20 protein-coding genes are annotated in these 25,911 nt (G+C 63.2%); 5 read left to right on the top strand and 15 right to left on the bottom strand.

Annotated features, from left to right (window positions below):
• Positions 1-70: 70 nt before the first annotated feature.
• From AB3N21_RS15795 to AB3N21_RS15785, 3 genes are read right to left on the bottom strand one after another with little or no spacing between them, the layout of a single operon-like run.
• Positions 71-724: a DUF938 domain-containing protein gene (locus tag AB3N21_RS15795; RefSeq protein ID WP_367936110.1), complete on the bottom strand. Its 654-nt coding sequence runs from the start codon at positions 722-724 to the stop codon at positions 71-73.
• Positions 721-1,794 carry an NAD(P)/FAD-dependent oxidoreductase gene (locus AB3N21_RS15790; RefSeq protein ID WP_367936109.1) on the bottom strand — a complete coding sequence of 358 codons (1,074 nt, stop codon included), beginning with the start codon at positions 1,792-1,794 and terminating at the stop codon, positions 721-723. The genes AB3N21_RS15795 and AB3N21_RS15790 overlap by 4 nt, the downstream gene beginning before the upstream one ends.
• Positions 1,791-2,729, bottom strand: coding sequence for an aldo/keto reductase (locus tag AB3N21_RS15785; protein WP_367936108.1), 939 nt, complete (start codon positions 2,727-2,729; stop codon positions 1,791-1,793). Before AB3N21_RS15785 ends, AB3N21_RS15790 begins: the two co-directional genes overlap by 4 nt.
• 128 nt (positions 2,730-2,857) lie before the next feature.
• Here AB3N21_RS15785 and AB3N21_RS15780 point away from each other — a divergent pair, with 128 nt between their 5' ends.
• The 3 genes from AB3N21_RS15780 to AB3N21_RS15770 are packed head-to-tail and all read left to right on the top strand — an operon-like array spanning position 2,858 to position 5,218.
• Positions 2,858-3,310: a hypothetical protein gene (locus AB3N21_RS15780; protein ID WP_367936107.1), complete on the top strand. Its 453-nt coding sequence runs from the start codon at positions 2,858-2,860 to the stop codon at positions 3,308-3,310.
• 3 nt (positions 3,311-3,313) lie between these two features.
• The gene (locus AB3N21_RS15775; RefSeq protein WP_367936106.1) at positions 3,314-4,546 is read left to right on the top strand and encodes an HlyD family secretion protein; all 1,233 of its coding nucleotides are present in this window, start codon (positions 3,314-3,316) and stop codon (positions 4,544-4,546) included.
• A 60-nt stretch (positions 4,547-4,606) separates the two neighbouring features.
• Positions 4,607-5,218: a CDP-alcohol phosphatidyltransferase family protein gene (locus AB3N21_RS15770; RefSeq protein WP_367936105.1), complete on the top strand. Its 612-nt coding sequence runs from the start codon at positions 4,607-4,609 to the stop codon at positions 5,216-5,218.
• A gap of 146 nt (positions 5,219-5,364) precedes the next feature.
• Here the strand turns inward: AB3N21_RS15770 and AB3N21_RS15765 are convergent, their stop codons facing one another.
• The 8 genes from AB3N21_RS15765 to xdhA are packed head-to-tail and all read right to left on the bottom strand — an operon-like array spanning position 5,365 to position 15,006.
• Positions 5,365-6,438, bottom strand: a complete 1,074-nt coding sequence (locus AB3N21_RS15765; protein WP_367936104.1) for a BMP family ABC transporter substrate-binding protein — start codon at positions 6,436-6,438, stop codon at positions 5,365-5,367.
• 35 nt (positions 6,439-6,473) lie between these two features.
• On the bottom strand, positions 6,474-7,394 hold the full coding sequence (locus tag AB3N21_RS15760; protein ID WP_171174785.1) for an ABC transporter permease: 921 nt from the start codon (positions 7,392-7,394) through the stop codon (positions 6,474-6,476).
• Positions 7,394-7,690 carry a hypothetical protein gene (locus tag AB3N21_RS15755; protein WP_367936103.1) on the bottom strand — a complete coding sequence of 99 codons (297 nt, stop codon included), beginning with the start codon at positions 7,688-7,690 and terminating at the stop codon, positions 7,394-7,396. The genes AB3N21_RS15760 and AB3N21_RS15755 overlap by 1 nt, the downstream gene beginning before the upstream one ends.
• A complete protein-coding gene (locus tag AB3N21_RS15750) occupies positions 7,690-8,772 on the bottom strand; it encodes an ABC transporter permease (RefSeq protein WP_367936102.1) in 1,083 nt (360 codons plus the stop codon). Before AB3N21_RS15750 ends, AB3N21_RS15755 begins: the two co-directional genes overlap by 1 nt.
• 53 nt (positions 8,773-8,825) lie before the next feature.
• Positions 8,826-10,343, bottom strand: coding sequence for an ABC transporter ATP-binding protein (locus tag AB3N21_RS15745; RefSeq protein WP_367936101.1), 1,518 nt, complete (start codon positions 10,341-10,343; stop codon positions 8,826-8,828).
• Positions 10,340-11,275 (bottom strand): xanthine dehydrogenase accessory protein XdhC, encoded by a 936-nt coding sequence (gene xdhC / locus AB3N21_RS15740; RefSeq protein WP_367936100.1) that lies wholly within the window; start codon positions 11,273-11,275, stop codon positions 10,340-10,342. The genes AB3N21_RS15745 and xdhC overlap by 4 nt, the downstream gene beginning before the upstream one ends.
• A gap of 3 nt (positions 11,276-11,278) precedes the next feature.
• Complete coding sequence (xdhB, locus tag AB3N21_RS15735) at positions 11,279-13,603, bottom strand: xanthine dehydrogenase molybdopterin binding subunit (RefSeq protein ID WP_367936099.1); 2,325 nt, start codon at positions 13,601-13,603, stop codon at positions 11,279-11,281.
• Positions 13,600-15,006, bottom strand: a complete 1,407-nt coding sequence (xdhA, locus tag AB3N21_RS15730) for a xanthine dehydrogenase small subunit (RefSeq protein ID WP_367936098.1) — start codon at positions 15,004-15,006, stop codon at positions 13,600-13,602. The genes xdhB and xdhA overlap by 4 nt, the downstream gene beginning before the upstream one ends.
• A 344-nt stretch (positions 15,007-15,350) precedes the next feature.
• Here xdhA and dnaE point away from each other — a divergent pair, with 344 nt between their 5' ends.
• Positions 15,351-18,851: a DNA polymerase III subunit alpha gene (dnaE, locus tag AB3N21_RS15725; RefSeq protein ID WP_367936097.1), complete on the top strand. Its 3,501-nt coding sequence runs from the start codon at positions 15,351-15,353 to the stop codon at positions 18,849-18,851.
• 102 nt (positions 18,852-18,953) lie between these two features.
• On the opposite strand, the gene AB3N21_RS15720 is transcribed toward dnaE, so the two are convergent.
• Positions 18,954-20,384, bottom strand: a complete 1,431-nt coding sequence (locus tag AB3N21_RS15720) for an amidase family protein (RefSeq protein ID WP_367936096.1) — start codon at positions 20,382-20,384, stop codon at positions 18,954-18,956.
• Positions 20,385-20,471: 87 nt separating this feature from the next.
• Positions 20,472-22,364 carry a propionate-CoA ligase PrpE gene (prpE, locus tag AB3N21_RS15715; protein ID WP_367936095.1) on the bottom strand — a complete coding sequence of 631 codons (1,893 nt, stop codon included), beginning with the start codon at positions 22,362-22,364 and terminating at the stop codon, positions 20,472-20,474.
• A gap of 399 nt (positions 22,365-22,763) precedes the next feature.
• Between prpE and AB3N21_RS15710 the strand changes: the two genes are divergently transcribed.
• Positions 22,764-23,117: a glycine zipper domain-containing protein gene (locus AB3N21_RS15710; protein WP_171174765.1), complete on the top strand. Its 354-nt coding sequence runs from the start codon at positions 22,764-22,766 to the stop codon at positions 23,115-23,117.
• 39 nt (positions 23,118-23,156) lie between these two features.
• Here AB3N21_RS15710 and AB3N21_RS15705 read toward each other — a convergent pair whose 3' ends face one another.
• Positions 23,157-23,546: a GFA family protein gene (locus AB3N21_RS15705; protein WP_367936094.1), complete on the bottom strand. Its 390-nt coding sequence runs from the start codon at positions 23,544-23,546 to the stop codon at positions 23,157-23,159.
• 43 nt (positions 23,547-23,589) lie between these two features.
• Entirely contained in the window at positions 23,590-25,863 is a 2,274-nt protein-coding gene (locus AB3N21_RS15700; RefSeq protein WP_367936093.1) for an NADP-dependent malic enzyme, read from the bottom strand.
• Positions 25,864-25,911 lie beyond the last annotated feature (48 nt).

Genomic DNA, 25,911 nt, shown 5'->3' with positions numbered 1-25,911 from the left:
GAGGCCTCCTTACAAACATCTCGTTATTTGCATGTGTAAGGGGGTACCTATCCTGTGACTTTGATCTTGATCAGGTCGGGGGTTTTGCAGCGATCAGCGCGAGATTGTTCGCGGGCATCTCGATGACTTCGGCCATTTCCAGCCCGGCGGCCTGCATAAGCTCGATCATGTCGAAATCGTCCTTATAGCCGATCTCCGGATCCTGCATGGTGAGTGCGGCGTGAAAACGCTTGTCGCCCTCGCTGGTCAGTTCGCCGCTGCGCATGAAGGGGCCGTAAAGGACGAACCGTCCGCCGGGCGCCAGCGCTCGTGCAGTCTCGGTGATCAAGGTTTCGGTCTCGGGCAGGCTGATGAGGTGCAGCAAGTTGATCAGCACGATCAGGTCATAACCCGTGTGTTCGGTGCTCCAGCCGGGGTGGAGTGCGTCCAGAGTGTGGGTGGGAAGGATATTGGGGATACCTTGCGCATAAGCGTCGATACTGGTGATGCGCTCCGCCACCACTTCGGTCGGTTGCCAGAGCAGGCCGGGCAGACGGGCGGCAAAGGCGGCGACGTGCTGGCCGGTGCCGCTGGCCAGTTCCAGCGCCCGACCGTCCTGCGGGGCGACCTGAGCCAGCAGATCACAGAGAACGTCCGCATTTCGGCTGGCGGCGGGGGCGATCAGTTTGGTGCCGTCCCCCTGTTCGGCGACGCTGGCATTGGGGGGCAGGGCGCGCTTGCTCATCGGCGCAGCCTTTCGGGACGCAGGGCGGCGACCATGTCCGGCGCCAATTCCGGCGCGGTGCCGGTCACAAGATCCGCCACCAGTTGTCCGGCGGCAGGGGCGGTCTGAAACCCGTATCCACCCTGGCCTGCGACCCAGACAAAGGACGGCTGATCAGGGTCAGGACCCAGCACAAGCGTTTTGTCGGGGGCGAAACTGCGCAGCCCGGCCCAGTTGGTTTCGACACGTGTCACTGGCTCGGTCACATATTCCTCGTAGCGCGCCAGCCCCTCGGCCAGCACAATGTCGTCGGCATAGGCGTCATGCGGCTCGACCGGGTCGGCATCGGCGGGCGAGACCAGCAGCTTGCCCGCATCCGGTTTCGCATACCAGCTTTCGCCGACACCCAGCATCATCGGCCAGCCCGACACGTCGTGACTGCCCGGCGCGGGCAGGCGGGCCATCGACCGGCGGCACGGGGTGATGCCGATGGGTGCAATCCCGGCCATCTGCGCCACCTGATCCGCCCAGGCGCCTGCGGCGTTGACAAGGTTGCGGGCCTCGAACATCTCGCCCGCCTCGACCTGCCAGTGTTGCTCCTTGGTGATTCCTGTCACCCTCCGTTTTGTCAGAACCTGCCCGCCATTGGAGCGGATCGCGCGCGCGAAATCCTGCAGCATCCGGTCGGTGTCGATATCCTGTGCCTCCCCGTGATGCGCGGCAAAAGCCACGGTGTCGGGGTTCAGAATGGGCACGTGGGCGCAGGCCTTGTCCATGGTGATCTCGTGCATCCCCAGATCGCGAACGTCCGCTTCGAACGCAGCGCGCTGATCCAGGCCGCCGATCAGCAACAGGCCCCGGGGGCTGAGATAACCGCCATTGGCCGACCGGTGATACTCGGCACTAGCCTGGCTCAGCGCCACGGTGGGCGGCAGGCCGTAATTCTGTTCGAACAGCGCCGCCGAGCGGCCCGAGGCGTGATATCCTAGCGCATCCTCGGCCTCGAGCACGGTGACGGAGCCATGCGCCGACAGGCGCGCGCCAGCGCTCAATCCGGCGATGCCGCCGCCGATGATCAGAAAGTCGATCATGCGCGTTCTTCCAGCCGGTCGGTTGCAGGAGGCGGTGTGGGGCTGAGCGCTGCGATCCGGTTGTAGAGCTCTGGCGTCAGGTCATAATCCAGCGCCGCCAGTGACGGCGCGATCTGTTCGGCGCTGCGGCCTGAGATGATCGGCATGGGCTGGCAGGGATGGGCCGCAACCCAGGCCACCGCCAGCGTGGCGGGGGAGGTACCCAGCTCATCAGCCAGTTCCGCCAACGCCGCAGCGGTTCCGGCCATCCACTCCTGCCCATAGCGCGCGGCATACCGGCTGTCCTCGCTCAGCCGCCCGGCGCCGCCTTGAGCGTATTTGCCGGTCAGCAACCCGCCGCCCAGCGGAGAATAGGGCGCCACCGCGATGCCCTGATCGGCACACATCGGCAGGATCTCGACCTCGGCCTGACGCTTCACCAAGCTGTACATCGGCTGCAAAATGTCGATGCGCAGATCGAACCGGGCGGCAACCGCCCCCGCCTTCATCACCTGCCAGGCGGCAAAATTCGACAGGCCCATATAACGGATCTGCCCGGCCCGTTTCAGCTCGGCAAAACAGGCCATGGTCTCGGCCAGATCGGTCTCCGGATCGAACCGGTGGAGATAGAGGATATCAACCATCTCCAGCCCCAGCCGCCGCCGCGAGGCATCGAACTGCACCCGCATGTTCGCCGCCCCCGCACCGCCCTGATAGCCGACCTTGGTGGCGACCAGCACGCCGTCGCGCTCGGCACCGATCATCCCGCCCAGCAGCGTTTCGGACTTGCCGTCGGTATAGACATGCGCGGTATCGAAATGGGTAATGCTTGCCGCCCGGCAGGCATCGTACATGGCCCGGCTCTGCGCCGCATCGGCGCGGTCGCCGAACTGCATGGTGCCAAAGGCGAACGAACTGGCTGGCGTGCCGTCGGGGCTGGTCAATCTGCAAATCATGGGCGGAGAATTGCACGCCCCCGGCGCGGCGAAAAGAGCGAACAGAGGCCCACAGGAAACTTGCCCGCTCTGGCTTCGGCACGCATAGTGGCCCAAAGCCCGCAAAAGGGCCGAAGATGGAGCGAGAGATGGACACAGCCGCCTTACACCCGATGGCGACGGGGCACATACCCACATACGTGACAGCGGCGGACGGGTCCGATTATCTGTTCAACTTCATGGTGATATTCACCGTCGTCCTGATCGTGCTCCTGGGGGTCGGCTATTTCACATTGCACGCGTTGCCTGAGCGTATGGCGCACAAGTTGAACCATTCGCAGTTCCAATTCGTAGGCATTCTGGCCCTGCTGGCGCTGTTCACCCACAACAATATTTTCTGGGTCATAGCGATACTCGTGGCGGGGTTCCGCATTCCCGATTACCTCAGCCCGATCAGGTCCATGGCGACCTCGCTTTCTGCGCTTGCCGCGCAGGGAAATCAGGCCACGACAGAGCGGGAGGCAGTTGAACCGGAAGCCGTTCCACTCGAAGTGGAGGCTGAGGCAGAGACCGATGCAGACGCCGAAGCGAAGGGGCACTGAGCAATGCTGGAGACACTGATCTGCGCCCTCTTCACCATTCTGCCCGACTTCCTGTTCCGCCGTTATGTGCAGGGCAAGCGGATCGGGCATGAGATCACCTTTTTCACGATGTGGTATGAACTGCGCTGGGGGCTGACCACCTGTGCGATGGCCGCAATAACGGTGATTACGACCCTGTTCTATTTTCATCCCGCAACGGCTTCGGTGACATCCTATTTCCGCACGGTGACCATCCTGCCACAGGTTGGGGGACGGGTGGCAGAGGTCTATGTCGAGAATAACCAGCAGGTTCAGGCGGGCGATCCGATCTTCCGTCTGGACGGCTTCTCGCAGAAAGCCGCCGTCGAGACCGCCAAGGCCAACCTGGCCGAGGTTGATGCCTCGATGAAGGTTGCCGAAACCGATCTGGCGGCGGCCCGGGCCGGTGTCGTGCAGGCCGAGGCGTCGCTGACCCAGTCCAACGAGGATCTGGCCCGCAATCAGGAGCTGCGCGAGAAAGGCTCGAGCGCTGTGCGCCTGACCGAGATCGAACGTTTGGAAAATCTGGTGAAAGAACGGACCGGGCGTCTGGATGCCGCGCGCGCGAATGAGGCGGCGGTACAGCAGCAGATTGACGTCCTGATCCCGGCGCAGCATGCCAGCGCCGAGGCGCAGCTGGAGCAGGCCGAGGCGGAACTGGACAAGACACTGATCGTTGCGGGTGTCGAAGGGCGGATCGAACAGTTCTCGTTGCAGGTGGGCGATTATGTCAGCCCCTTGCTGCGCCCGGCTGGCATTCTGGTGCCCAGCTTCTCGGGACGGCAGCGGTTTCAGGCGGGTTTCAATCAGCTTTCGGCACAGGTCATCCGCCCCGGCATGGTTGCCGAGATCGGCTGCATGACCAAGCCGTTCACCGTGGTTCCCATGGTCGTCGTTGCGGTGCAGGATGTAATCCCGTCGGGGCAGATCCGCCCCTCGGATCAACTGCTTGAGCCGCAGAACAGCCCCCCGCCGGGTTCGATCCTGGTCTATCTCGAACCGCTCTACGACGGCATGGCCGATGCGCTGCCGCCGGGCAGCAACTGTCTGGCCAATGTCTACACCTCCAACCACCACCGGCTTGAGCATGAAGAGCTGGGCACGGGCCAGCGGATCTTTCTGCACGTGGTGGACACGATCGGCGTGGTTCATGCGGCGGGGCTGCGTCTGCGGCTGCTGCTGATGCCGGTCCAGACACTGGTGTTTACCGGGCACTGACCGGCGTGGCTGATCAATTCGTGATTGGCGGCCGACCCCCGGCTCGGGTTAGGTAGCGCCATGTTCGACGCCATGCTCCGCCCCATCATCGACCCGCCCCTGCAGGCGCAGGGCCGCCTGCTGGCCGGTTGGGGCATCAGCGCCAATCAGGTGACGCTGGCCGGGCTGGCCGCGGGTTTGACCTCTGCGTTGCTTATCGCGCTGGGGCTGACCGGCTGGGCGCTACTGCCACTGCTGTTCTCGCGTCTGGCCGACGGGCTGGATGGGGCAGTGGCACGGGTGACGCAGCCCAGCTCGTTCGGCGGATATCTGGACATCACTTGCGACTTTGCCTTTTACGGGGCGGTGCCGATGGCCTTTGTCTGGCTCGATCCGGCGGCGAACGGCGCAGCGGGGGCTTTCCTGCTGACTGCGTTTTATGTGAACGGCGCGAGCTTTTTGGGCTATGCCGTTCTCGCCGAGCGTCACGGGATGAAGTCGCGGCGCCATGGGGTCAAGACGCTCTATTTCACCGGCGGTCTGCTGGAAGGGGCCGAGACCATCGCGTTCTTCGTGGCGCTTTGCCTATGGCCCGCGTGGTTCTCGGTCCTGGCCTGGGTGTTCGGCGCGCTCTGCCTCGTGACCGCCGTTTCCCGCATTCTGCTGGCGATGCAGGTGTTCGGGCCGGAATAGGCGTTGTCGAGCCATCGTTGGTGCGACGCGCACAGGGTTTTCAACCACCCATAGTTTGTGCTGCGTGATCTGCCGACCAGATCGGGCATCTACAAAGAAAAAGACCCCGCCAGGGCGGGGTCTTTCAAAGTGAGCTTTTGGCAAGCTTACTGCGGGATGTCGCCTTCCAGCCCTTCGACGTAGAAGTTCATGCCCGCCAGCGTGCCGTCATCGGCGGTCTCACCCTCGCCGAGCCAATCGCTGCCGTCCTGCTTTTTCAGCGGGCCGGTGAAAGGGTGATAGCTGCCATCGGAGATCGACGCTTTCAGCGCCAGCGCCTCTTCTTTGACATCCGCCGGAACCGCGTCCGAAATCTCGCCGATTTCAACCATGCCCTGGGCGATACCGTCCCAGGTGTTCACGGTCTCCCAGTTGCCATCCATGACCGCCTGCGTACGGGCGACATAGTAGGGTGCCCAGTTGTCGATGATCGAGCTGACGCGCGGTTTGGGGGCATATTCGCTCATGTCCGAGGCCTGACCGAAGGTGATCACGTTGCCCGCTGCCTGCGCCGCGGCCTGAGGCGCGGTCGAGTCGGTGTGCTGCAGGATCACGTCGGCGCCCTGTTCGATCAGCACCTTGGCTGCATCAGCCTCTTTCGCCGGGTCGAACCAGGTGTAGGCCCAGACGATCTTGAACTGGACGTCCGGGTTGACCTTCTTGGCGTGGATATAGGCCGAGTTGATGCCCCGGATCACTTCGGGGATCGGGTACGAGCCGATATAGCCGATGACGTTCGACTCGGTCATCTTGCCCGCAATATGACCCTGCACCGCACGGCCTTCGTAGAAGCGGGCCGAATAGACCGAGACGTTGGGTGCGGTCTTGTAACCGGTGGCATGCTCGAACTTCACGTTCGGGAACTTCTTGGCCACGTTGATGGTCGGGTCCATGTAGCCGAACGAGGTGGTAAAGATCAGGTCCGCGCCCTCCAGCGCCATCTGGGTCATCACGCGCTCGGCATCCGGGCCTTCGGGCACGGATTCGACAAAGACGGTCTCGACCTTGTCGCCGAAATGCTCCTCGACGGCCTGACGGCCCTTGTCGTGTTCATAGGTCCAGCCGCCGTCGCCGACGGGGCCGACATAGACAAAACCGACCTTGGTCTTGTCCTGTGCCACGGCGCCGGTCGCCAGACCGATCGCCATTGCGGCCGTTGCCAGAAGTGAAGTGAATTTCATCAGGTTACTCCCCAGGTTGGTACAATTTTCCTCGTCTAGTGCGAGGCATGGAAGGTCCGGCCAAGCGAGGCAGGCGCGCTGCTCTTGTCAGCCGAAAGGATCACAAGCACAAGGATCGTGATGATGTAGGGCGACATTGCCAGATACTCGACGGGAATGGCAACGCCTGCCGCCTGCAGATTGAGCTGGACCACGGTCACTCCGCCGAAAAGATAGGCACCCAGCAGGGCACGCCACGGTTTCCAGCTGGCGAACACCACCAGCGCCAGGGCGATCCAGCCGACACCGGCGGTCATGCCCTCGGTCCACTGCGGCACGCGGATCAGGCTGATATAGGCCCCGCCCAGACCGGCACAGGCGCCGCCGAACAGGATCGCCATGATCCGGATGCGGATCACCTTGTAACCCAGCGCGTGGGCGGCATCGTGGTTTTCGCCGACCGCGCGCAAGACTAGACCCACGCGGGTGTATTTCAGCAGGGCCCACACGGCGGCGGTCAGCGCGATGCCGAGATAGAGGATCGGGTCATGGGAAAACAGAACCGGCCCGACCACCGGCAGATCGCTGATCACCGGAATATCCAGCTTGCCCATCTGCGGCGGCTTGATGCCCACATAGCTCTGCCCCATCAGGGCGCTGAGGCCCAGACCAAACAGCGTCAGCGCCAGACCGCTCGCCACCTGATTGGCCAGCGCCACTTGCGTCAGCAGCACGAAAAGCAGCGACAGCACAGCGCCACCGATGGCCGAGGCGATGAACCCCAGCCAGGGTGAGCCGGTCTCAACCGATATGGCAAAACCGCTGATGGCGCCCACGATCATCATGCCCTCGACGCCGAGGTTCAGGACCCCGGCCTTTTCCACCACCAACTCGCCAATGGCGGCCAGCAGGAGAGGGGTGGCAGCCACCATCAGCGAGGCTACCAGCAGAACTGGATTGATTGCGGATAGGTCCATTACACTGCCCCCAAAAATTTGACACCAACCAGCGAGCCGGCAATCGCGCCGACCCAAACACCGGAAAGAGCGGCTATCTCATTCGTCCGCTCGTTGTGTCGACTGAACAACAGAACGAACAGGAACCCGCCGAACGGCGCCGCCATGACTATCAGGACGGCAGCAACCCCCTCCCAACCAATTGTCACGAGGTTCAACAGCGCCGGGATGAACGCTAGCGGCGTGAACGAAAGCCCTGCCAGCACCAGAAAGGCGATGGCCGTGGATACTGTGAATCTGCGTATAAGCCGTTGCATCACGCCACCTCTCTACGGGCCACGCGAACGCGGTAGTTGGTCAGAAGGTCCAGCGCCAGCAGGAAGAACAGTAGCATCCCCTGAAACACCTGGATGGCGGCAGCAGGCAGGCCCAGGCTGCCCTGCGCGATCTCGCCGCCGATATAGGTCAGCGCCATCAGCCCTCCGGCCAGCAGGATGCCGACAGGATGCAGGCGGCCCAGAAAGGCCACGATGATTGCGGTAAAGCCATAGCCCACGTTGAAGTCGATCGAGATCTGGCCCGAGGGACCCGAGACCTCGAACAGCCCCGCCAGCCCGGCCAGAGCCCCTGACATACCAAGGCAGAACAGGATCAGCCGCGAGGGGTTGACGCCCGCGAACCGGGCCGCGCGCGGTGCCTCTCCGGTCAGCCGGATGTGAAAGCCCAGCATGTGGCGGTTGAGCAGCACATAGGCAAAGATCACGGCGACAAAGGCCGCGACCACACCCCAATGCATGCCCGAGCCGGTGAAAATCTCGGCGTTATGCGCGCTGGCATAGGATTGCAGGTTGCGCGAGCCCGGAAAGCCGAAGCCTTCGGGGTTCTTGAGCAGCCCCAGCGAGACCGAGGCCAGCATCTGCTCGGCCACATAGACCAGCATCAACGAGACCAGAATCTCGTTGGTGCCGAACCGCACCTTCAGAAAGGCCGGGATCATCGCCCAGATCCAGCCGCCAAGCGCCCCGGCGATGACCATCAGCGGAAAGATGTACCACGCCTCAAGCGGATAAAAGGCAAGGCCCGCCGCGGCGCCAAAGATGGCCCCCATGATGTACTGGCCCTCGGCCCCGATATTCCAGATCCCGGCGCGAAAACCCAGCGACAGCCCGATGGCGATCAGTACCAGCGGCGCGCCCTTCACCAAAAGCTGAGGGCGGTAGAAAAAGGCGAACTCGCCAAACAGAGGCTCCCAGAAAATCGTCCGGATCGCCTCGACCGGGTTCTTGCCGAGCGCCGCGAACAGCAGCCCTCCGAACAGCATCGTCGCCAGCACCGCCACCAGCGGCGTCGCCATCGACCACGCCTGTGACGGCTGTGGCCGTTTCTCCAACACAATCATCCGCTCACCCCCTCATCGCTTCTTCTTGCTTCAAATACGCATGGTGTGCCGGATCAAACATGCGCCACCTCCATGCCATGGGCGCCACCCATCATCAGACCGATCTCCTCAACGGTCAGACCCGCTGCAGGGCGGGGCGCGCTCAGGCGGCCCTCGTTCAGGGCCGCGAAACTGTCCGAAATCTCCATCAGCTCATCCAGATCCTGACTGATGCAGACCACGGCAGCGCCTTTGGCGGCCAGATCCAGAATGGCCTGCCGGATCGCCGCCGCTGCTGCCGCATCCACGCCCCAGGTCGGCTGGTTCACCACCAGCACATCGGGGTTCTGCAACACCTCGCGGCCAATCACGAATTTCTGCAGGTTGCCGCCCGAGAGCGACCGTGCCGCGTTATCCGGCCCCGGCGTGCGCACGTCGAAGGCTTCGATGATCTTCTCCGCAAAGCTCTGGGTTTCGGACCATTTCAGAAACCCACGGCTTTCAAGCCCTTCGCGCACCGAACCGGTTAGCAACGCATTCTCGGTCAAGCTCATATCCGGCGCCGCCGCATGGCCAAGCCGCTCTTCCGGCGCCGTCAGCAGCCCCAGCTTGCGCCGTGCCGTGGGACCCATCCGACCCACATGCTGCCCGCCCATCTTGACGGCATCCGCATCGGTTACGATCTCGCCCGAGAGCACGCCCAGCAATTCATCCTGCCCGTTGCCCGCAACCCCGCCGATGCCCAGCACCTCGCCCTTGCGGACGGTCAGGTGCAGGTTCTTCAGCGCGGTGCCGAATTCCGAGGGCGACGGCACCGACAGCCCGGTAATATCCAGCGCCACCTCACCGAATTCGCGGCCCGCGCGTTCTGGCGTTTGTAGCGTCGAACCGACCATCAGCTCGGCCATCTCCCGGGCCGAGGTCTCAGAGGGCACGCATTCGCCCACATTCTTGCCCAGACGCAGAATGGTGGCGTGGTCGCAAAGCGTGCGGATTTCCTCAAGCTTATGAGAAATATAGAGAATCGAGGTTCCCTCCGACCGCAGCTTTTGCAGGGTCTCGAAAAGGATCTCCACCTCCTGCGGCGTCAAAACACTGGTCGGCTCGTCCATGATCAGCAGCTTGGGATCCTGCAGCAGGCAGCGGATGATCTCGACCCGCTGCCGCTCGCCCGCCGACAGATCCCCCACCGTGCGGTAGGGATCGAGCGGCAGTCCGTAGGTCTCGGACACTTCGCGGATCCGCGCGGCCAGATCGGACATCGCCGGCGGGTTCTCCATCCCCAACGCGATATTCTCGGCCACGTTCAGCGCGTCGAACAGCGAGAAATGCTGAAACACCATCGCGATCCCGTCGGCGCGCGCGGCGCGTGGTTCGGGCGGCGCATAGGGCTGGCCGTTCAGCAGCATGGCGCCGCTGTCGGGCTTCACCAGCCCGTAGATCATCTTGACCAAGGTGGATTTTCCGGCGCCGTTCTCACCCAGCAGGGCATGCACCTCGCCCTCGCCGATATCGAAGGACACGGTGTCATTGGCCACGACGCCGGGATAGGCCTTGGTCAGGCCTTGCAAGCTCAACAATGGGGTGGTCACGCGCTCAGGTCCTTCTTTCGTGTCTCGGTCAGGGCAGGGCGCAAGAGCTGCGCGGCGACGCCCACGGCGATCATTTGCGGATGTTTGCCCAAGGACGGATCGCCGATCGGGCAGGTGATGCGGCCGATGCGCTCAGGCGTGTGCCCCAGCGCTTTCAGCCGCGACCGGAACCGCGCCCATTTGGTAGCCGAGCCAATCAGCCCCGCAAAGCGAAAATCGTGTCCCAGCAAGCGGTTGCACAATTCCAGGTCCAGAGTGTGCGAATAGGTCAACACCAGATGCTCGGCATCGCGGGGCGCATAAGGCATCAGTTCTACCGGTTTCGCCGCCGGAACGGCGGCGACGCCTGCCGGAATATCCGCCGGAAACCGCTCAGGGCTAGTATCGACCCAGGTGATGGCCAGATCGGGCAGGGGCGACAGCACATCGACCAGCGCCCGGCCCACATGGCCCGCACCCCAGATCCACAGGTTGCGCGCCGGTTTGTGCACCGGCTCGATCATCCAGCCGTCGATCAGCTGCGGCTCGGGCGGCACCCCTTGCCCGCGCGCCTGTGCCAGCAAACGCTTGACCGACAGGGGCATCTCTCCGCCCGCCGTGGGCCGGGCAATGATGTCACCCTCCAGCGCAGCCAGCGCCTCGGCATCGTAAACCTCGCTCAGCAGTGTCACCGCGCCGCCGCAGCACTGTCCCAAATCAGGGCCAAGCGCATGATGGCTGAGCTGACGTGGGGCGGTCTGTCCCCGTGCCGCCTCGGCCGCCTGATATTCCAGCGTGCCGCCGCCGACGGTGCCCGACTGCCCATCCCGCCACACCAGCATCGCGGCGCCGACCTCGCGCGGGGATGACCCCCGCAACGCGGCGATGACCACACGGGTGACTTGCCCATGGGTTTCGACCGCCTCCCTCAAAGCCTCCAGGTCAAATCCCATGGGTCACCCTCCCTTTACCCTGCGAATGCCGCGCCAGACCTCTTCCGCCGTGGCAGGCGCATTCAGCGCCGGATAGGCTGCGCCACAGGCCGCCACCGCATTCGATAGCGCCAGCCAGGCCGAGATTCCCAGCATGAAAGGCGGCTCGCCCACCGCTTTCGAGCGATAGATCGTGTTCTCGCGGTTCTCACCGTCCCAGAGCGTCACGTTGAACACATCCGGACGGTCCGAACAGGCCGGGATCTTGTAGGTCGAGGGCGCGTGCGTATGCAGACGTCCCTTGTCGTCCCAGACCAGCTCCTCGGTCGTCAGCCAGCCCGCGCCTTGCACATAGCCGCCCTCGACCTGGCCCACATCCAGCGCCGGGTTCAGCGAGGCGCCTGCGTCGTGCAAAATGTCGGTGCGCAAGATGCGGTTCTCGCCGGTCAGCGTGTCCACCGCCACCTCGGTCACCGAGGCGCCATAGGCGAAGTAATAGAACGGACGGCCATGACCCTTGATCCGGTCCCACTCGATCTTGGGGGTCTTGTAGAACCCGGTGGCCGACAGGCTGACCCGGCCCTGATAGACCAGCGCCGCCGCCTCGGCGAAGCTGTACCGCGCCTCGCCCACCTCGACATGGCCCTCCGCAAAGCGCACGGAACCCGCATCCGCCTGATGCCGCTCCGCCAGAAACGCCGCCATGCGGTCGCGGATCGTGTCGCAGGCCGCCTTGACTGCCATACCGTTCAGATCTGAGCCGGACGAGGCCGCCGTGGCCGAGGTATTGGGCACCTTGGCTGTATCGGTCGCCGTGATCTTGACCAAGTCCAGCGGAATGCCGAACCGGCTGGCCGCCACCTGCGCCACCTTCTGGAACAGGCCCTGACCCATCTCGGTGCCGCCATGGTTCAGATGCACCGAGCCGTCCTGATACACATGCACCAGCGCGCCCGCCTGATTGAGATGCGTCAGGGTAAACGAAATCCCGAACTTCACCGGCGAAAAGGCGATGCCCTTCTTGATCACCCGGTTCTCGGCGTTCCACCGCGCCACCGCCTCTTTCCGCGCCGCATAATCGCTCGTCGCCAACAGCGCCTCTGTCATCTCATGCAGTTCGAAATCCTCGACCTCCATGCCATAAGGCGTGGTGTTCTTCACTTTTTCCGAAATACTCCGGGGGGCTGGGGGGGCAGCGCCCCCCTGCGACGGTGCCGCATAGTAGTTCCGCTGCCGCAGCTCGGCCGGGTCCAACCCTAACTCATGTGCCGCATGATCCATCACCCGCTCGATCCCGACCATCCCCTGCGGCCCGCCGAACCCGCGATAGGCGGTGGCGGACTGGGTGTTGGTCTTCAGCCGATGGCTCTCGATCCGCGCATTGGGCAGCAGATAGGCATTGTCCGAATGCAGCATGGCGCGGTCAGCCACCGGCAGCGACAGGTCCTGTGCCCAACCGCAGATCGCGTGATGCAGGAAGGAAACGCCCTGAATGCGACCCTCCTCATCGAACCCGGCGCGATAGGCGATGCGGAAGGCGTGGCGCTTGCCGGTGATGACCATGTCATCGTCCCGGTCATAGCGCATCTTGCAGGCCTTGCCGGTCGCGCGCGCTGCAATGGCGCAAGAGACGGCCAGCGCGTTGCCCTGGCTCTCCTTGCCGCCAAAACCACCGCCCATCCGGCGGGTCTCGACGCGGACGGCATGCATGGGCACACCCAACGCCTCGGCCACCTTGTGCTGGATCTCGGTTGGATGCTGGGTCGAGCTGTGCACCAGCATGTCGCCCTCGTTTGGCACCGCCAGCGCGGCCTGACCTTCGAGGTAGAAATGCTCCTGCCCGCCCAGTTCGAACGATCCTTCGATCACGCGAGGTGCCGCTGAAATCGCCGCCTCGGCATCGCCTTTTTCATAGATGCGCGGCCCTTCCTCAAAGCGGGAATCTGCGGCCAGCGCCTCTTCGATGGTCAGAATCGGGGTCTCTTCCGCATACTCCACCTTGCCCAGCCGCGCCGCCTTGCGTGCTGCCAGATGGCTGGTGGCCACGACCAGAAAAACCGGCTGACCGATGTAGTTCACCGTGCCATCCGACAAAAGCGGCTCGTCATGGATCGAGGGCGAGACATCGTTGGTGAAAGGAAGATCCTCGGCGGTCATCACCATGACCACGCCCGGGGCTGCCTTTACGTCCGACAGGTCCATCGCCGTGATGCGGCCCTTGGCAATCGGGCTCAGACCAAAGGCCAGATGCAGCGCGCTCTTGGGTGTCGGGATATCGTCCACATAGCGCGCCGATCCGGTCACGTGCAGAGGGGCCGCGTCATGAGGCAGCGGTTTGGTCACGCTCATGCCGACACCTCCAGCACATTCACCGCCTCACCCTGATCTTCGGCGAAATAGCGTTCCAGCATCGCCTTGGCGGTCTCCAGCCGGTATTCCGCCGAGGCGCGCATGTCGGTGAGCGGAGTGAAATCCGCATCGAACGCGGGCAGGGCGGCCTGCACGGTCTCTGCGGTCCACGGCTTGCCCGCCAACGCCGCCTCGACCGCAGAGGCGCGTTTCGGGATACCGGCCATGCCGCCAAAGGCGATGCGGGCCTCGGACACCACGCCATCGCTGATCGTGATGTTGAAACAGCCGCAGACGGCCGAGATATCCTGATCGAACCGCTTGGAGAGCTTGTAGCATTTCAGCCGATCCACCTGGCGCGGAAAGCTGACCGCCTCGACGAACTCGCCGGGGTGGCGGTCCTGTTTGCCGTAGTCGACGAAGAAGTCTTCGAGGGGCAGGTCGCGGCGGGTGTCACCCTTGCGCAGATGCAGCGTTGCCCCCAACGCAATCAGGGCCGGAGGGTTGTCGCCGATGGGCGACCCGTTGGCGATATTGCCACCCACGGTGGCCGCGTGGCGGACCTGCACCGAGGCGTAACGGCGGATCATTTCGGCGTAGGACGGGTGGTGATCGCTGAGCGCCTCGCCCATCCGGTTCATGTCCACCATGGCGCCGAACCGCATCGTGTCTTCGGTGATGGCTATCTCTTTCAAGTCCCCGCAGCCGCTGAGGAAGATCACCGGGTCCAGATCACGCAATTGCTTGGTCACCCAAAGGCCGACATCGGTGGCGCCGGCCACCAGCGTGGCATCCGGGTGGGCGGCGTAGACCTCGGCCAGTTCGTCACTGTTGCGCGGGAGGAAGCGGCGGGAGGGGCGCTCTGCCCCCCGGTCTTCGACCGCCCCCCGGGATATTTCCGGCAAGAGGAAGGACTTGTCGGTTTCGATCCAGTCGGGGACCGGTGTGCCCTCAACTGCCTGTGCGGCGCGGATGATCGGGGCGTAGCCGGTGCAGCGGCAGAGATTGCCCGCCAGCTGGGTGTCGTGATCGGTGGCGCCGTTGGTGTGGCTTGCGACCATAGACATCACGAAACCGGGGGTGCAGAAGCCGCATTGCGAGCCGTGATGCTCTACCATCGCCTGTTGGACGGGATGCATTTGACCACCGGGACCACTGGCGCCTTCGACAGTGCGGACCGCTTTGCCATGGAGTTGCGGCAGGAACAGGATGCAGGCGTTCAGCGCCTTGGCGCCGTCCTCATCCGTCACCATGACCGTGCAGGCGCCGCAATCGCCCTCGTTGCAGCCTTCCTTGGTGCCGGTCAGCCCACGCTCTTCGCGCAGCCAGTCCAGCAGCGTGGCGGTGGGATCGACCCCCGCCAGGTCCACAGTCTCTCCGTTCAGAAGAAACGTGATGTCCATAGTGTGAAACCCGTCGCCTTACCCTGTTATGCCCCTGAACGTTCTCCCTCGATGCGACGTAGAAGAAGAAGCGGGCGTGTCTTCGTTCACAACGTTAGAAAGAGCGCGGGCGATCTGGCAAGAAAAACTGCCCTTGGGATGTGGGTTTTGGGCGGTTTTGGGTGCTTCTGGTCCTTGACTGATGTCAATTACAGTTATGTTTTCTCAGGATATTTTGTCACATCGCGTGTGGTGGGGTCAGAAGCTCCTTCAAGAATTCCAGAATAATCCGGTCCGATCTTTCGGGAAAATAAGCGCCCGGTTCCCGCTTTCTCAGCGCGGATCGCTGGGGTAGCTTCGGCGTCATGAGCAGTACTCCGCGATTCATCCATCTCCGCGTTCACACCGAATATTCCCTTCTCGAAGGCGCCGTGCGGTTGAAGAAGCTGCCGGATCTGTGCCGGAAGATGGAGATGCCCGCCGTTGCCGTCACCGACACCAACAACATGTTCTCGGCGCTTGAGTTCTCGGTCGGTGCGAGCGGGGCCGGTGTCCAGCCGATCATCGGGTGTCAGGTCGATCTGGCCTACGTGCAGGCGCAGCCCGGCGAGAAGCCGAAACCACCCGCGCCGCTGGTGCTGCTGGCACAAAATGAGGCCGGGTATGAAAACCTGATGCAGCTGAGCTCATGCCTCTATGTGGACAAGGGCGGGCAGCTGCCGCAGGTGTCGCTGGAGGAACTGGCGCAGCATTCGGCGGGGCTGATCTGTTTGACCGGAGGCCCCGACGGGCCGGTGGGTATGCTGTTGCAAGCGGGTCAGCGCCCGGCGGCCGAGGCGCTAGTGGACCGGCTGGCGGCGATGTTCTCGGACCGGCTTTATATCGAGCTGCAGCGCCATCCGGGCGAGGGTGGGCAGCCCGAAGCTGAGCGGCTGACCGAGCGCGGCCATGTCGAGATGGCCTATGCCAAGAACCTGCCACTGGTGGCAACAAATGACGTCTATTTCCCAACCTCGGACATGTATGAGGCGCATGATGCGCTGATCTGTATCTCCGAAGGCGCCTATGTGGACCAGCAGGAGGGGCGGCGGCGTCTGACCGCGCAGCACTACCTCAAATCGCCACAGGAGATGGCGACGCTGTTCGCCGATCTGCCCGAGGCCATCGAGAACACGGTCGAGATCGCCAAACGCTGCGCCTTCATGGCCTATCGCCGCGACCCGATCCTGCCGAAATTCGCCGATGACGAGGTCGAGGAATTGCGGCGGCAGGCCAATGAGGGCCTGCAGAAACGCTTGGCCGTGATCCCGCATGCGGTGACGCCCGAGGAATATCAGGAGCGGCTGGATTTCGAACTTGGCATCATCGAGGGCATGGGCTTTCCCGGCTACTTCCTGATCGTGGCCGATTTCATCAAATGGGCCAAGGATCACGACATTCCGGTGGGGCCGGGACGGGGGTCCGGTGCGGGCTCGCTGGTGGCTTATGCGCTGACGGTCACCGACCTCGATCCGCTGCGCTATTCGCTGCTGTTCGAACGCTTCCTGAACCCCGAACGGGTATCGATGCCCGACTTCGACATCGACTTCTGCATGGACCGCCGCGAAGAGGTGATCCGTTATGTGCAGGAGAAATATGGGCGCGACAAGGTCGGGCAGATCATCACCTTTGGAGCACTTCTGTCGAAGGCCGCCGTGCGCGATATCGGGCGCGTGCTGCAGATGCCCTACGGGCAGGTGGACCGGCTGTCCAAGATGATCCCGGTCGAGGGGGTCAAACCCGTTTCCATTGAAAAGGCGCTGAAGGACGAGCCGCGTCTACGTGAGGAAGCGCGCAGTGAAGAAGTGGTGGATCGTCTGCTCACGTACGGCCAACAGGTCGAAGGGCTGCTTCGGAACGCCTCGACCCACGCCGCCGGTGTCGTGATCGGTGACCGGCCTCTGGACGCGTTGGTGCCGCTTTATCAGGACCCGCGTTCGGACATGCCCGCGACCCAGTTCAACATGAAATGGGTCGAGCAGGCGGGGCTGGTGAAGTTCGACTTTCTGGGCCTCAAGACCCTGACCGTCATTCAGAATGCCGTCGACCTGATCCTCAAATCGGGCCGCGACCTGCATGTGGCCGCCGATGGCACGCAGCTATATGATCCGCCCGAGGGTGCGGTGAACGAGATCAACGCCATCCCGCTGGATGACGAGGCGACGTATAAGCTCTACTCGGCGGCGAAGACCGTCGCGGTCTTCCAGGTTGAATCCTCGGGCATGATGGATGCGCTCAAGCGCATGAAACCCACTTGTATCGAGGATATCGTGGCCCTTGTGGCGCTCTACCGTCCCGGCCCGATGGAGAACATCCCCACCTATTGCGAGGTCAAGAACGGCCAGCGCGAGATCACCTCGGTCCACCCCCTGATCGACCATATCCTGTCGGAAACCCAAGGCATCATCGTCTATCAGGAACAGGTGATGCAGATCGCGCAGGTGATGGCGGGCTACAGCCTTGGCGGCGCCGACCTGCTGCGCCGCGCGATGGGCAAGAAGATCAAGGAGGCGATGGACGCCGAACGTCCGAAATTCGAAAAGGGCGCGGCAGAGAACGGTGTGGACGCCAAGAAAGCCTCCGAAGTCTTTGACCTCCTGGAGAAATTCGCCAATTACGGATTCAACAAATCCCACGCGGCGGCCTATGCGGTGGTGTCCTACCAGACCGGCTGGCTCAAAGCGAACCACCCAGTCGAGTTCATGGCGGGTGTCATGAACTGCGATGTCCATCTGACCGACAAGCTGGCCGTTTACTTCGAAGAGGTGAAGAAGGGGCTGGACCTGCCCTACGTGCCACCCTGCGTGAACCGCTCGCAGGCAACCTTTGACGTGGTGGATGGCGAGTTGGTCTATGCACTGGGCGCGCTCAAGAATGTGGGCGTCGAGGCCATGAACCTCGTGGTCGAGGGGCGCGATGGCAAACCCTTCGTGAACCTCTTCGACCTTGCCCGCCGGGTGGATCTGAAGAAGGTCGGCAAACGGCCTCTGGAGATGATGGCCCGCGCGGGTGCCTTCGACCAGCTCGACGGCAACCGGCGACGGGTGTTCGAAAGCCTTGATGCGCTGGTGAACTATTCGGCGGCGATCCATGAACAGAAGAACTCGAACCAGGTGTCGCTGTTCGGTGAGGCGGGCGACGACCTGCCCGAACCGCGCCTGTCGCCGACACCCGACTGGCTGCCCGCCGAACGGCTGAGCGAGGAATTCAAGGCGATCGGGTTCTACCTGTCCGGCCATCCGCTGGACGACTACATGCCCGCGCTCAAGCGCAAGCAGGTGCTGACGCTGGACGAGGTGACGGACAAGGCGCGCCCGGGGCCTTTGATTGCCAAGATGGCCGGTGTCGTGGCCGGTCGGCAGGAGCGGAAATCGGCCCGTGGCAACCGCTTTGCCTTTGCGCAGCTCTCGGACCCGAGCGGAGCCTATGAGGTCACGCTGTTCTCGGAGACACTGGAGAAAAGCCGCGAGTTTCTGGAAACCGGTGCCCATGTAGTGCTGACCGCCGAAGCAACCATGGAGGCGGATCAGCTCAAGCTGCTGGGTCGCTCGGTCGGCCCCATCGACGCCGCCGTGGCCGAGGCCGGGGTGACAGGCCTGCGGATTTTCGTGGACGAGGCGCAGGCTTTGCCGACGGTGGCCAAGGTTCTCGAAGAAGCCGCCTCAGCCGCGCGCGGGGCCTCCAAGGGGCCGATCCAGCTCTGCCTGTTGGACCCGGGACTACCGGGGGATGTTGAGATGGAGCTGGGCCAGGATTTTCCTATCACGCCGCAGATCAAGGGGGCGATCAAATCCTTGGAAGGCGTGCTGTCGGTCGAGGAAATGTAGCTGAACGCACGTTTGGCCTGATGACGGTTTTCAGCCATTGTGAAACTTGCCGAACAGTACAACCATCTACTGGCTTCAGCCGGTCGGTAAAAGCGACCGCGTTCAGGCCATCCGATTCCAGAGCTCTTCACACATCCGACCCACGCGCGCTTCGATGGCTGCTGCTGCATCCACCGCGATATCCTCACGCCAGCGCCGGGCAACGATCTGAACACTGATCGGCTGCGGTCCCTTGGGCAGATTTGCCAGCCGCGCCGGAACACAAGCCGACGGAAGTCCGATGAAGTTCATCGCATAGGAGTAGACGGCACAGCCCAGCACCTCATGCACCCCGGGTGCCCCTTCCGTGTCGCGGTCGGGCTTGAAAAAGGGCTGCGGCAGGAAGGGTGTCAGCACCAGCGGGTAGTCCTCCAGAAACAGGGACCATCGCCGCGCATAGTGGCTGCGCTTGGCCATCATCTGCACTAGCTCGGTGTCCAGAAAGGGCGGGAACTCCTGAAAATAGACCTCGAAGATATCGCGGACGGTTTGGGAGCCGTAGGCGTCGATATCGCCCTTCATCAGCGTCCACACCTCGCCCATCAGGGCGCGATAGCCGGTGCGACCGCAGTCGAACACATCGGGCGGTTCGACCTCTTCGAAGTGATAACCGGCATCCTCCAGCGCTGCGCGGGCGGCGTCGAGCGCGGCCTCGACCTCGGGGTGCAGGTCGTAACCGAAGGTGTTCTTGGTGAAGGCGACCTTGATCGGGCCATCCACCGGCTCACCGCGCCAGGGCAGGGGGACATGGAAGGGGTCGCGCGGATCGGAGGCGATCATGGTGGGCATCGACAGATGCAGGTCCTCTGCGCTGCGGGTGATCAGCCCCTGCACCGACATGGATTGCGCCAGCATGCCACGCTCGACGGTCTGGCTGGGGTTCCAGGCGGGCACGCGGCCCAGCCCGGGCTTGACGGTCACCGCTCCGTTGGCGGCTGCGGGAAAGCGCAGACTGCCGCCGATGTCGTTGCCATGCGCCAGCGCCCCGATCCCGGCCATCACCGCAGCCCCGGCACCGCCCGAGGAACCGCCGGGCGAGATATGTTTGCCCCAAGGGTTGTGGGTGCGGCCATGCAGCGGATTGTCGGTGTCGGCCCGGAACGAAAACTCCGGCGTGTTGGTGCGTCCGATCACGACCGCGCCCGCCTTTTGCAGATTGGCCACGATGGGAGCGTCACCGGGGGCGATCAGATCCTTCAGCGCGGTAACGCCATTGGTCGTTGCGTGTCCCTTCTGGTCGACATTCACCTTGATGGTAACCGGCACCCCATGCAGCGGCCCGATTGGTGCACCGTCTCTGCGTGTCTTGTCCAGCGCCCGCGCTTGTTCCAGTGCCTCAGCGCTGCAATCGCCCACCACCGCGTTGAGTGCGGGGTTGACCGTCTGCATCCGTTGGATCGCTGCTGAAACGCTGTCTTCGGCGGAAATCTCGCCTGCCTTGATGCGTGCGGCGAGGTCGGTGGCGCTGAGGCGCCAGATCTCTGTGTCGGTCATGAAATATCTCCCGCCGGGCAGCCTACGCCGGGCGGGAGAGAAGGCAAGAGCCTTTGAGCGGGCCGAAGATCGGCGCCGCGTGCCCTGTCAGGCCTGTGCGTAACCGATGGTCTGCAGGGCCGACTTGATCTCATCCAGAATGACCGGGTCGTCGATGGTGGCAGGCATCTTGTAGTCCTTGCCGTCGGCGATCGAGACCATGGTGCCGCGCAGGATCTTGCCCGAGCGGGTTTTCGGCAGGCGGTCCACCACGACGGCCAGCTTGAAGGCGGCGACGGGGCCGATCTTTTCCCGCACCAGTTTGACCACTTCGCCTACGATATCCGAGTGATCGCGGTCCGCGCCGGCGTTGAGGCAGAGGAATCCCACAGGCATCTGTCCCTTGAGCTGGTCCGAGACGCCGATCACCGCGCATTCGGCCACGTCGGGGTGGGCGGCCAGAACCTCTTCCATCCCACCGGTCGACAGGCGGTGGCCCGCCACGTTGATGACGTCATCGGTGCGCGCCATGATGTAGAGGTATCCGTCCTCGTCGATCATCCCGGCATCGCCGGTCTCATAGTAGCCGGGGAACTGCTGCAGGTAAGATTTGCGGAACCGGTCCTCGGCATTCCACAGGGTCGGCAGGGTGCCCGGCGGCAGCGGCAGCTTTACCGCGATGGCGCCCAACTCGCCGGGTTGCATCGGGTGTCCGCCTTCATCAAGGATCTGCACGTCATAGCCCGGCATCGGCTTGGCGGGTGAGCCCAGCTTGACCGGCAATTGCTCGATCCCCAGCGGGTTGCCTGCGATGGCCCAGCCGGTTTCGGTTTGCCACCAGTGGTCGATCACCGGCACCTTCAGCGCGTCCTGTGCCCATTCGATGGTGTCGGGGTCCGCGCGCTCGCCAGCCAGATAGAGCGCCTGCAGGCAGGACAGGTCGTATTTCCCCAGCATCTCGCCTTTGGGGTCCTCGCGCTTGACGGCGCGGATGGCGGTGGGGGCGGTGAAGAAGCTTTTGACCTTGTGCTCGGAAATCACCCGCCAAAACGTGCCTGCATCCGGAGTGCCAACCGGCTTGCCCTCGAACACGATGGTGGTGTTGCCGTGGATCAGGGGCGCGTAGCAGATATACGAATGCCCTACGACCCAGCCCACATCCGAAGCGGCCCAGAACACATCGCCCGGATCGACATTGTAGATGTTCTTCATGGTCCAGTTCAGCGCCACCAGATGGCCCGCCGTGGGGCGCACCACGCCCTTGGGTGCGCCGGTAGTGCCGGAGGTATAGAGGATATAGGCCGGATCGTTGCCCGCCACCGGCACGCATTCCGCCGGTTCGACGCCGTATTGGAAGCCGTGCCAGTTGTAGTCGCGCCCCTCGACCAGCTTGGCCACTTCCTGTTCGCGCTGGAAGATGACGCAGAAATCGGGCTTGTGCGTGGCCATCTCGATGGCGCCGTCGAGGAGAGGTTTGTAGTGCACCACACGCCCCGGCTCGATCCCGCAGGAGGCAGCGATAATCGCTTTGGGTCGGGCATCGTCGATCCGAACCGCCAGTTCATTCGACGCAAAGCCGCCGAACACGACCGAATGCACCGCACCCAGACGGGCGCAGGCCAGCATCGCCTCGAGCGCTTCGGGGATCATCGGCATGTAGATGATGACCCGGTCGCCCTTCTCGACGCCCTTGGCCCGCAGTGCCCCGGCCAGGGTGGCCACTCGGTTGCGCAGCTCCATGTACGAGATCTCGCGCTTGGTGTGGGTGATGGGGCTGTCATAGATGATCGCGGCCTGTTCGCCCCGGCCATTCTCGACATGCCGGTCCACGGCATTCCAGCAGGTGTTTACCTTGGCATCCGAGAACCATTCGTAGAGCGGGGCGTTGTCGTCATAGAGCGCGCGGGTGGGGGCCTCGACCCAGTCGATCCCCTTGGCGGCTTCCATCCAGAATGCCTCGGGGTCGTTCTTCCAGCTCTCGTAAACATCCCTGTATGCCATGGCGTCCTCCTCACGTTCGGCTTGCAGAATGTGTTAGGCATCCGGATGCCACCGGGCAAGCAGCCGCTGCGACGTCGCGTCAGATTATCGCAATGAATTTGCAAGATAGGCGGATTTTCGTCTGCAAATTTTTGCAAACTACATATTTTCGCAATAATTGCAGTAAATGTATCTCGATTTTGCAAACTTGCTAATTTTTGAACTGCAAATGTGAGTGAATCGGTTGATTGCCGCTACGTCAATCGCAAGAGCGAAAATCGTATTTGTGACGCTGCGTTCACTTTGGCGTGATCTCTACAAAGTGACGCCCGATCCCCATCTCCGGTTCAGCAGGCGAGCAGGATATTTCTGCCGCCGATGCGCCCCACCCGGACGGTGTATTGAAAAGGGATTACCAAGATGAAGAAACTGATGTTTGTCGCCCTGCTCGGCCTTGCAGCCTGTGGCCAGTATCCGATGCAGAAACCGCTGGCGGTGGACGGCACGCGCAACGCAAATTTCGGCTTTGACGAGGTCGAGTGCCGAGCCCTGGCCGCAAATTACCATCCGGGCAAGCAGGGCGCGGATATTGCCTATGGCGCGGTCAGCGGTGCGGTCACCGGCTGGACCATCGGTGAGAGCGAGGATGTTGTCGCGGGGGCGTTGAGCGGCGCCATTATCGGGGCCGCAAAGGGGCAGTATAATGACGAGCTGATTCGGCGTCAGGTGATGGTCAACTGCATGCAGGGGCGGGGGCACCGAGTAATCGGCTGACCTGTCCGCAGGCGCCGCATGCGCTGGATCTGCCGGGGCCTACCCAGCAGATTTGGCGTAGCGCGGCAGGGTGTCCTGAATGTTGAGCCAGCTCAGATGATCGGCATGGAAGACATGCAGCCGCGGCGGTAGCTCGTTCGGGTCCTCCAGCGTCGCGGTATAGAGGTGGATGTTCACCTTATCTGCGGCTTTGCGGTACGCCATCTGCGTACCGCAGGTGCCGCAGAACAGACGTTCGACCCCTTCGGATGAGTTGTAGACGCTCGGCGCCTCTCCGGCCCAGTTGACCGACCCGTGCGGCAATCCGAAAAATGCGGTGATGGGTGCCGCGCAGTTCCGGCGGCAGTCGGCGCAGTGGCAATAACAACTCCACGCCACCTCACCATCGCTTTCCCAGCGCACCGCGCCGCAATGGCAATGCCCTTTCATGGTGACCTCCCGTGATGGGCGGCCGGAAATGCGACCGCCGGGATCAACCGTAATGCGCAACCGGCGTTCCGGCAATGGCGGCCATGTTCAACAGCCCCCGCGCGGTGATCGAGGGTGTCACGATATGCGCCTTGTTGCCCATGCCCATCAGGATCGGGCCAACCTCGATCCCGTCCGCCTTCATCTTGAGGATGTTGCGCACGCCGCTTGCCGCATCCGCATGGGCAAAGATCAGCACATTGGCCGCGCCCTCCAGCCGGGAGTTCGGGAAGATCCGTTGCCGCAGCTCCGGATCCAGTGCGGTGTCCAGGTTCATCTCGCCTTCATATGAGAAATCGCGCGTCTCGCTGTCGAGCAGCGCGAGCGCGTCTCGCAACCGCTTGCCCGAGCCTTCGTACTGATTGCCAAACTGCGACTGAGAGCAAAAGGCGATCTTGGGCTCGACGCCGAACCGACGCGCGTGACGAGCAGCGCCGATGGTGATTTCGGCCAGTTCTTCGGGCGTGGGCAGTTGCCGAACATGAGTGTCAGCGATGAACAGGGGGCCGTCTTCCAGGATCATCAGCGACATGGCGCCATGCGGGTGCAGATCGCCATTGCCCAGCACCTGTTCGACGTAGTTGAGGTGCCAGCGGAACTCACCAAATGTGCCGCAGATCATGCTGTCGGCCTCGCCGCGATGCACCATGATGGCTCCGATGGCGGTGGTGTTGGTGCGCATGATCGCCTTGGCCAGATCCGGGGTCACACCCCGGCGCTGCATGAGCTGGTGATACGAGGTCCAATAGTCGTAATAGCGCGGGTCGTTTTCCGGGTTCACGATCTGGAAATCCTGTCCGGGGCGCACCGACAGGCCCATCCGTTCGCAACGTGCCTCGATCACCTCTGGGCGGCCGATCAGGATCGGGGTTTCGGTGGTCTCCTCCAGAACGGCCTGGGCGGCGCGCAGTACCCTCTCATCCTCGCCCTCGGCATAGACGATCCGGCGCGAGGCGGCGGTGGCGGCCTCGAACACAGGGCGCATCAGCAGGGCCGACTTGAAGACGGTCTGGTTCAGCTTCTCTTTATAGGCTTCCATATCCTCGATGGGCCGTTTGGCCACGCCGCTTTCCATTGCGGCCCGGGCCACCGACGACGACACCACGCCCACCAAGCGCGGGTCGAAGGGTTTCGGGATCAGGTAATCCACGCCGAACGTCAGCTGCTCGCCCTTGTAAGCCGCCGCCGCCTCGGCGCTGGTGGTGGCGCGGGCAAGCTCTGCGATGCCGTCGACGCAGGCGATCTGCATCTCGTCATTGATCTCGGTCGCGCCGACGTCCAGCGCGCCCCGGAAGATGAAAGGGAAGCAGAGCACGTTGTTGACCTGATTGGGAAAATCGCTACGTCCGGTGGCGATGATCGCCTTCGGGGCCACCTCGCGCGCGACGTCGGGCAGGATCTCGGGCGTCGGATTGGCCAGCGCGAAGATGATGGGCCGGTCGGCCATTTTTGCGACCATCTCGGATTTCAGTACATTAGGGCCGGAAAGGCCAAGGAACAGGTCCGCCCCGTCGATGACCTCATCCAGCGTGCGCAGATCGCTGTTCTGCGCAAAGGCCGCCTTCTGCGGGTTCATGTCCTCGGTGCGGCCCTCATAGACCAGCCCGTGAATGTCACACAGCCAGATGTTCTCGCGCTTGACGCCCAGCTTGAGCAGCATGTTGAGGCAGGCTATGCCCGCGGCCCCGCCGCCGGTCGAGACGATCTTGATGTCCCCGAACGATTTGCCGGCCACATGCAGGGCGTTCTTGGCGGCGGCGCCGACCACAATGGCGGTGCCGTGCTGGTCATCGTGGAAGACCGGGATATTCATCCGCTCGCGGCAGAGCTTTTCGACGATGAAGCAGTCAGGCGCCTTTATGTCTTCCAGATTGATGGCGCCAAAAGTCGGACCCAGCGCACAGACGATGTCCGCCAGTTTCTCTGGGTCCTGCTCGTCTACCTCGATATCGAAACAGTCGATACCGGCGAATTTCTTGAACAGGACCGCCTTGCCCTCCATCACCGGTTTGCTGGCCAGCGCGCCGATATTACCCAGCCCCAGAACGGCGGTGCCGTTCGACACCACCGCCACCAGATTGCCCCGCGCGGTATAGCGTTCGGCGGTCGAGGCGTCCTGTTTGATCTCTATACAGGCCTCGGCCACGCCGGGAGAGTAGGCGCGCGACAGATCCCGCCCGTTCGCCATCGGCTTGGTCGCCTTGATCTCAAGCTTCCCGGGCTTGGGGAATTCATGATAATCGAGGGCGGCCTGGCGCTGGCTGGGGGTGTCGGACATGAAGGCGCTCCTTGAGAAATTTAGTTTAGTATTAAACTACTTTTGACG

This window comes from Ruegeria sp., assembly GCF_040830605.1.
In the GTDB taxonomy this organism is placed as follows: domain Bacteria; phylum Pseudomonadota; class Alphaproteobacteria; order Rhodobacterales; family Rhodobacteraceae; genus Ruegeria.
This window is presented reverse-complemented; position numbering and strand designations above follow the sequence as displayed.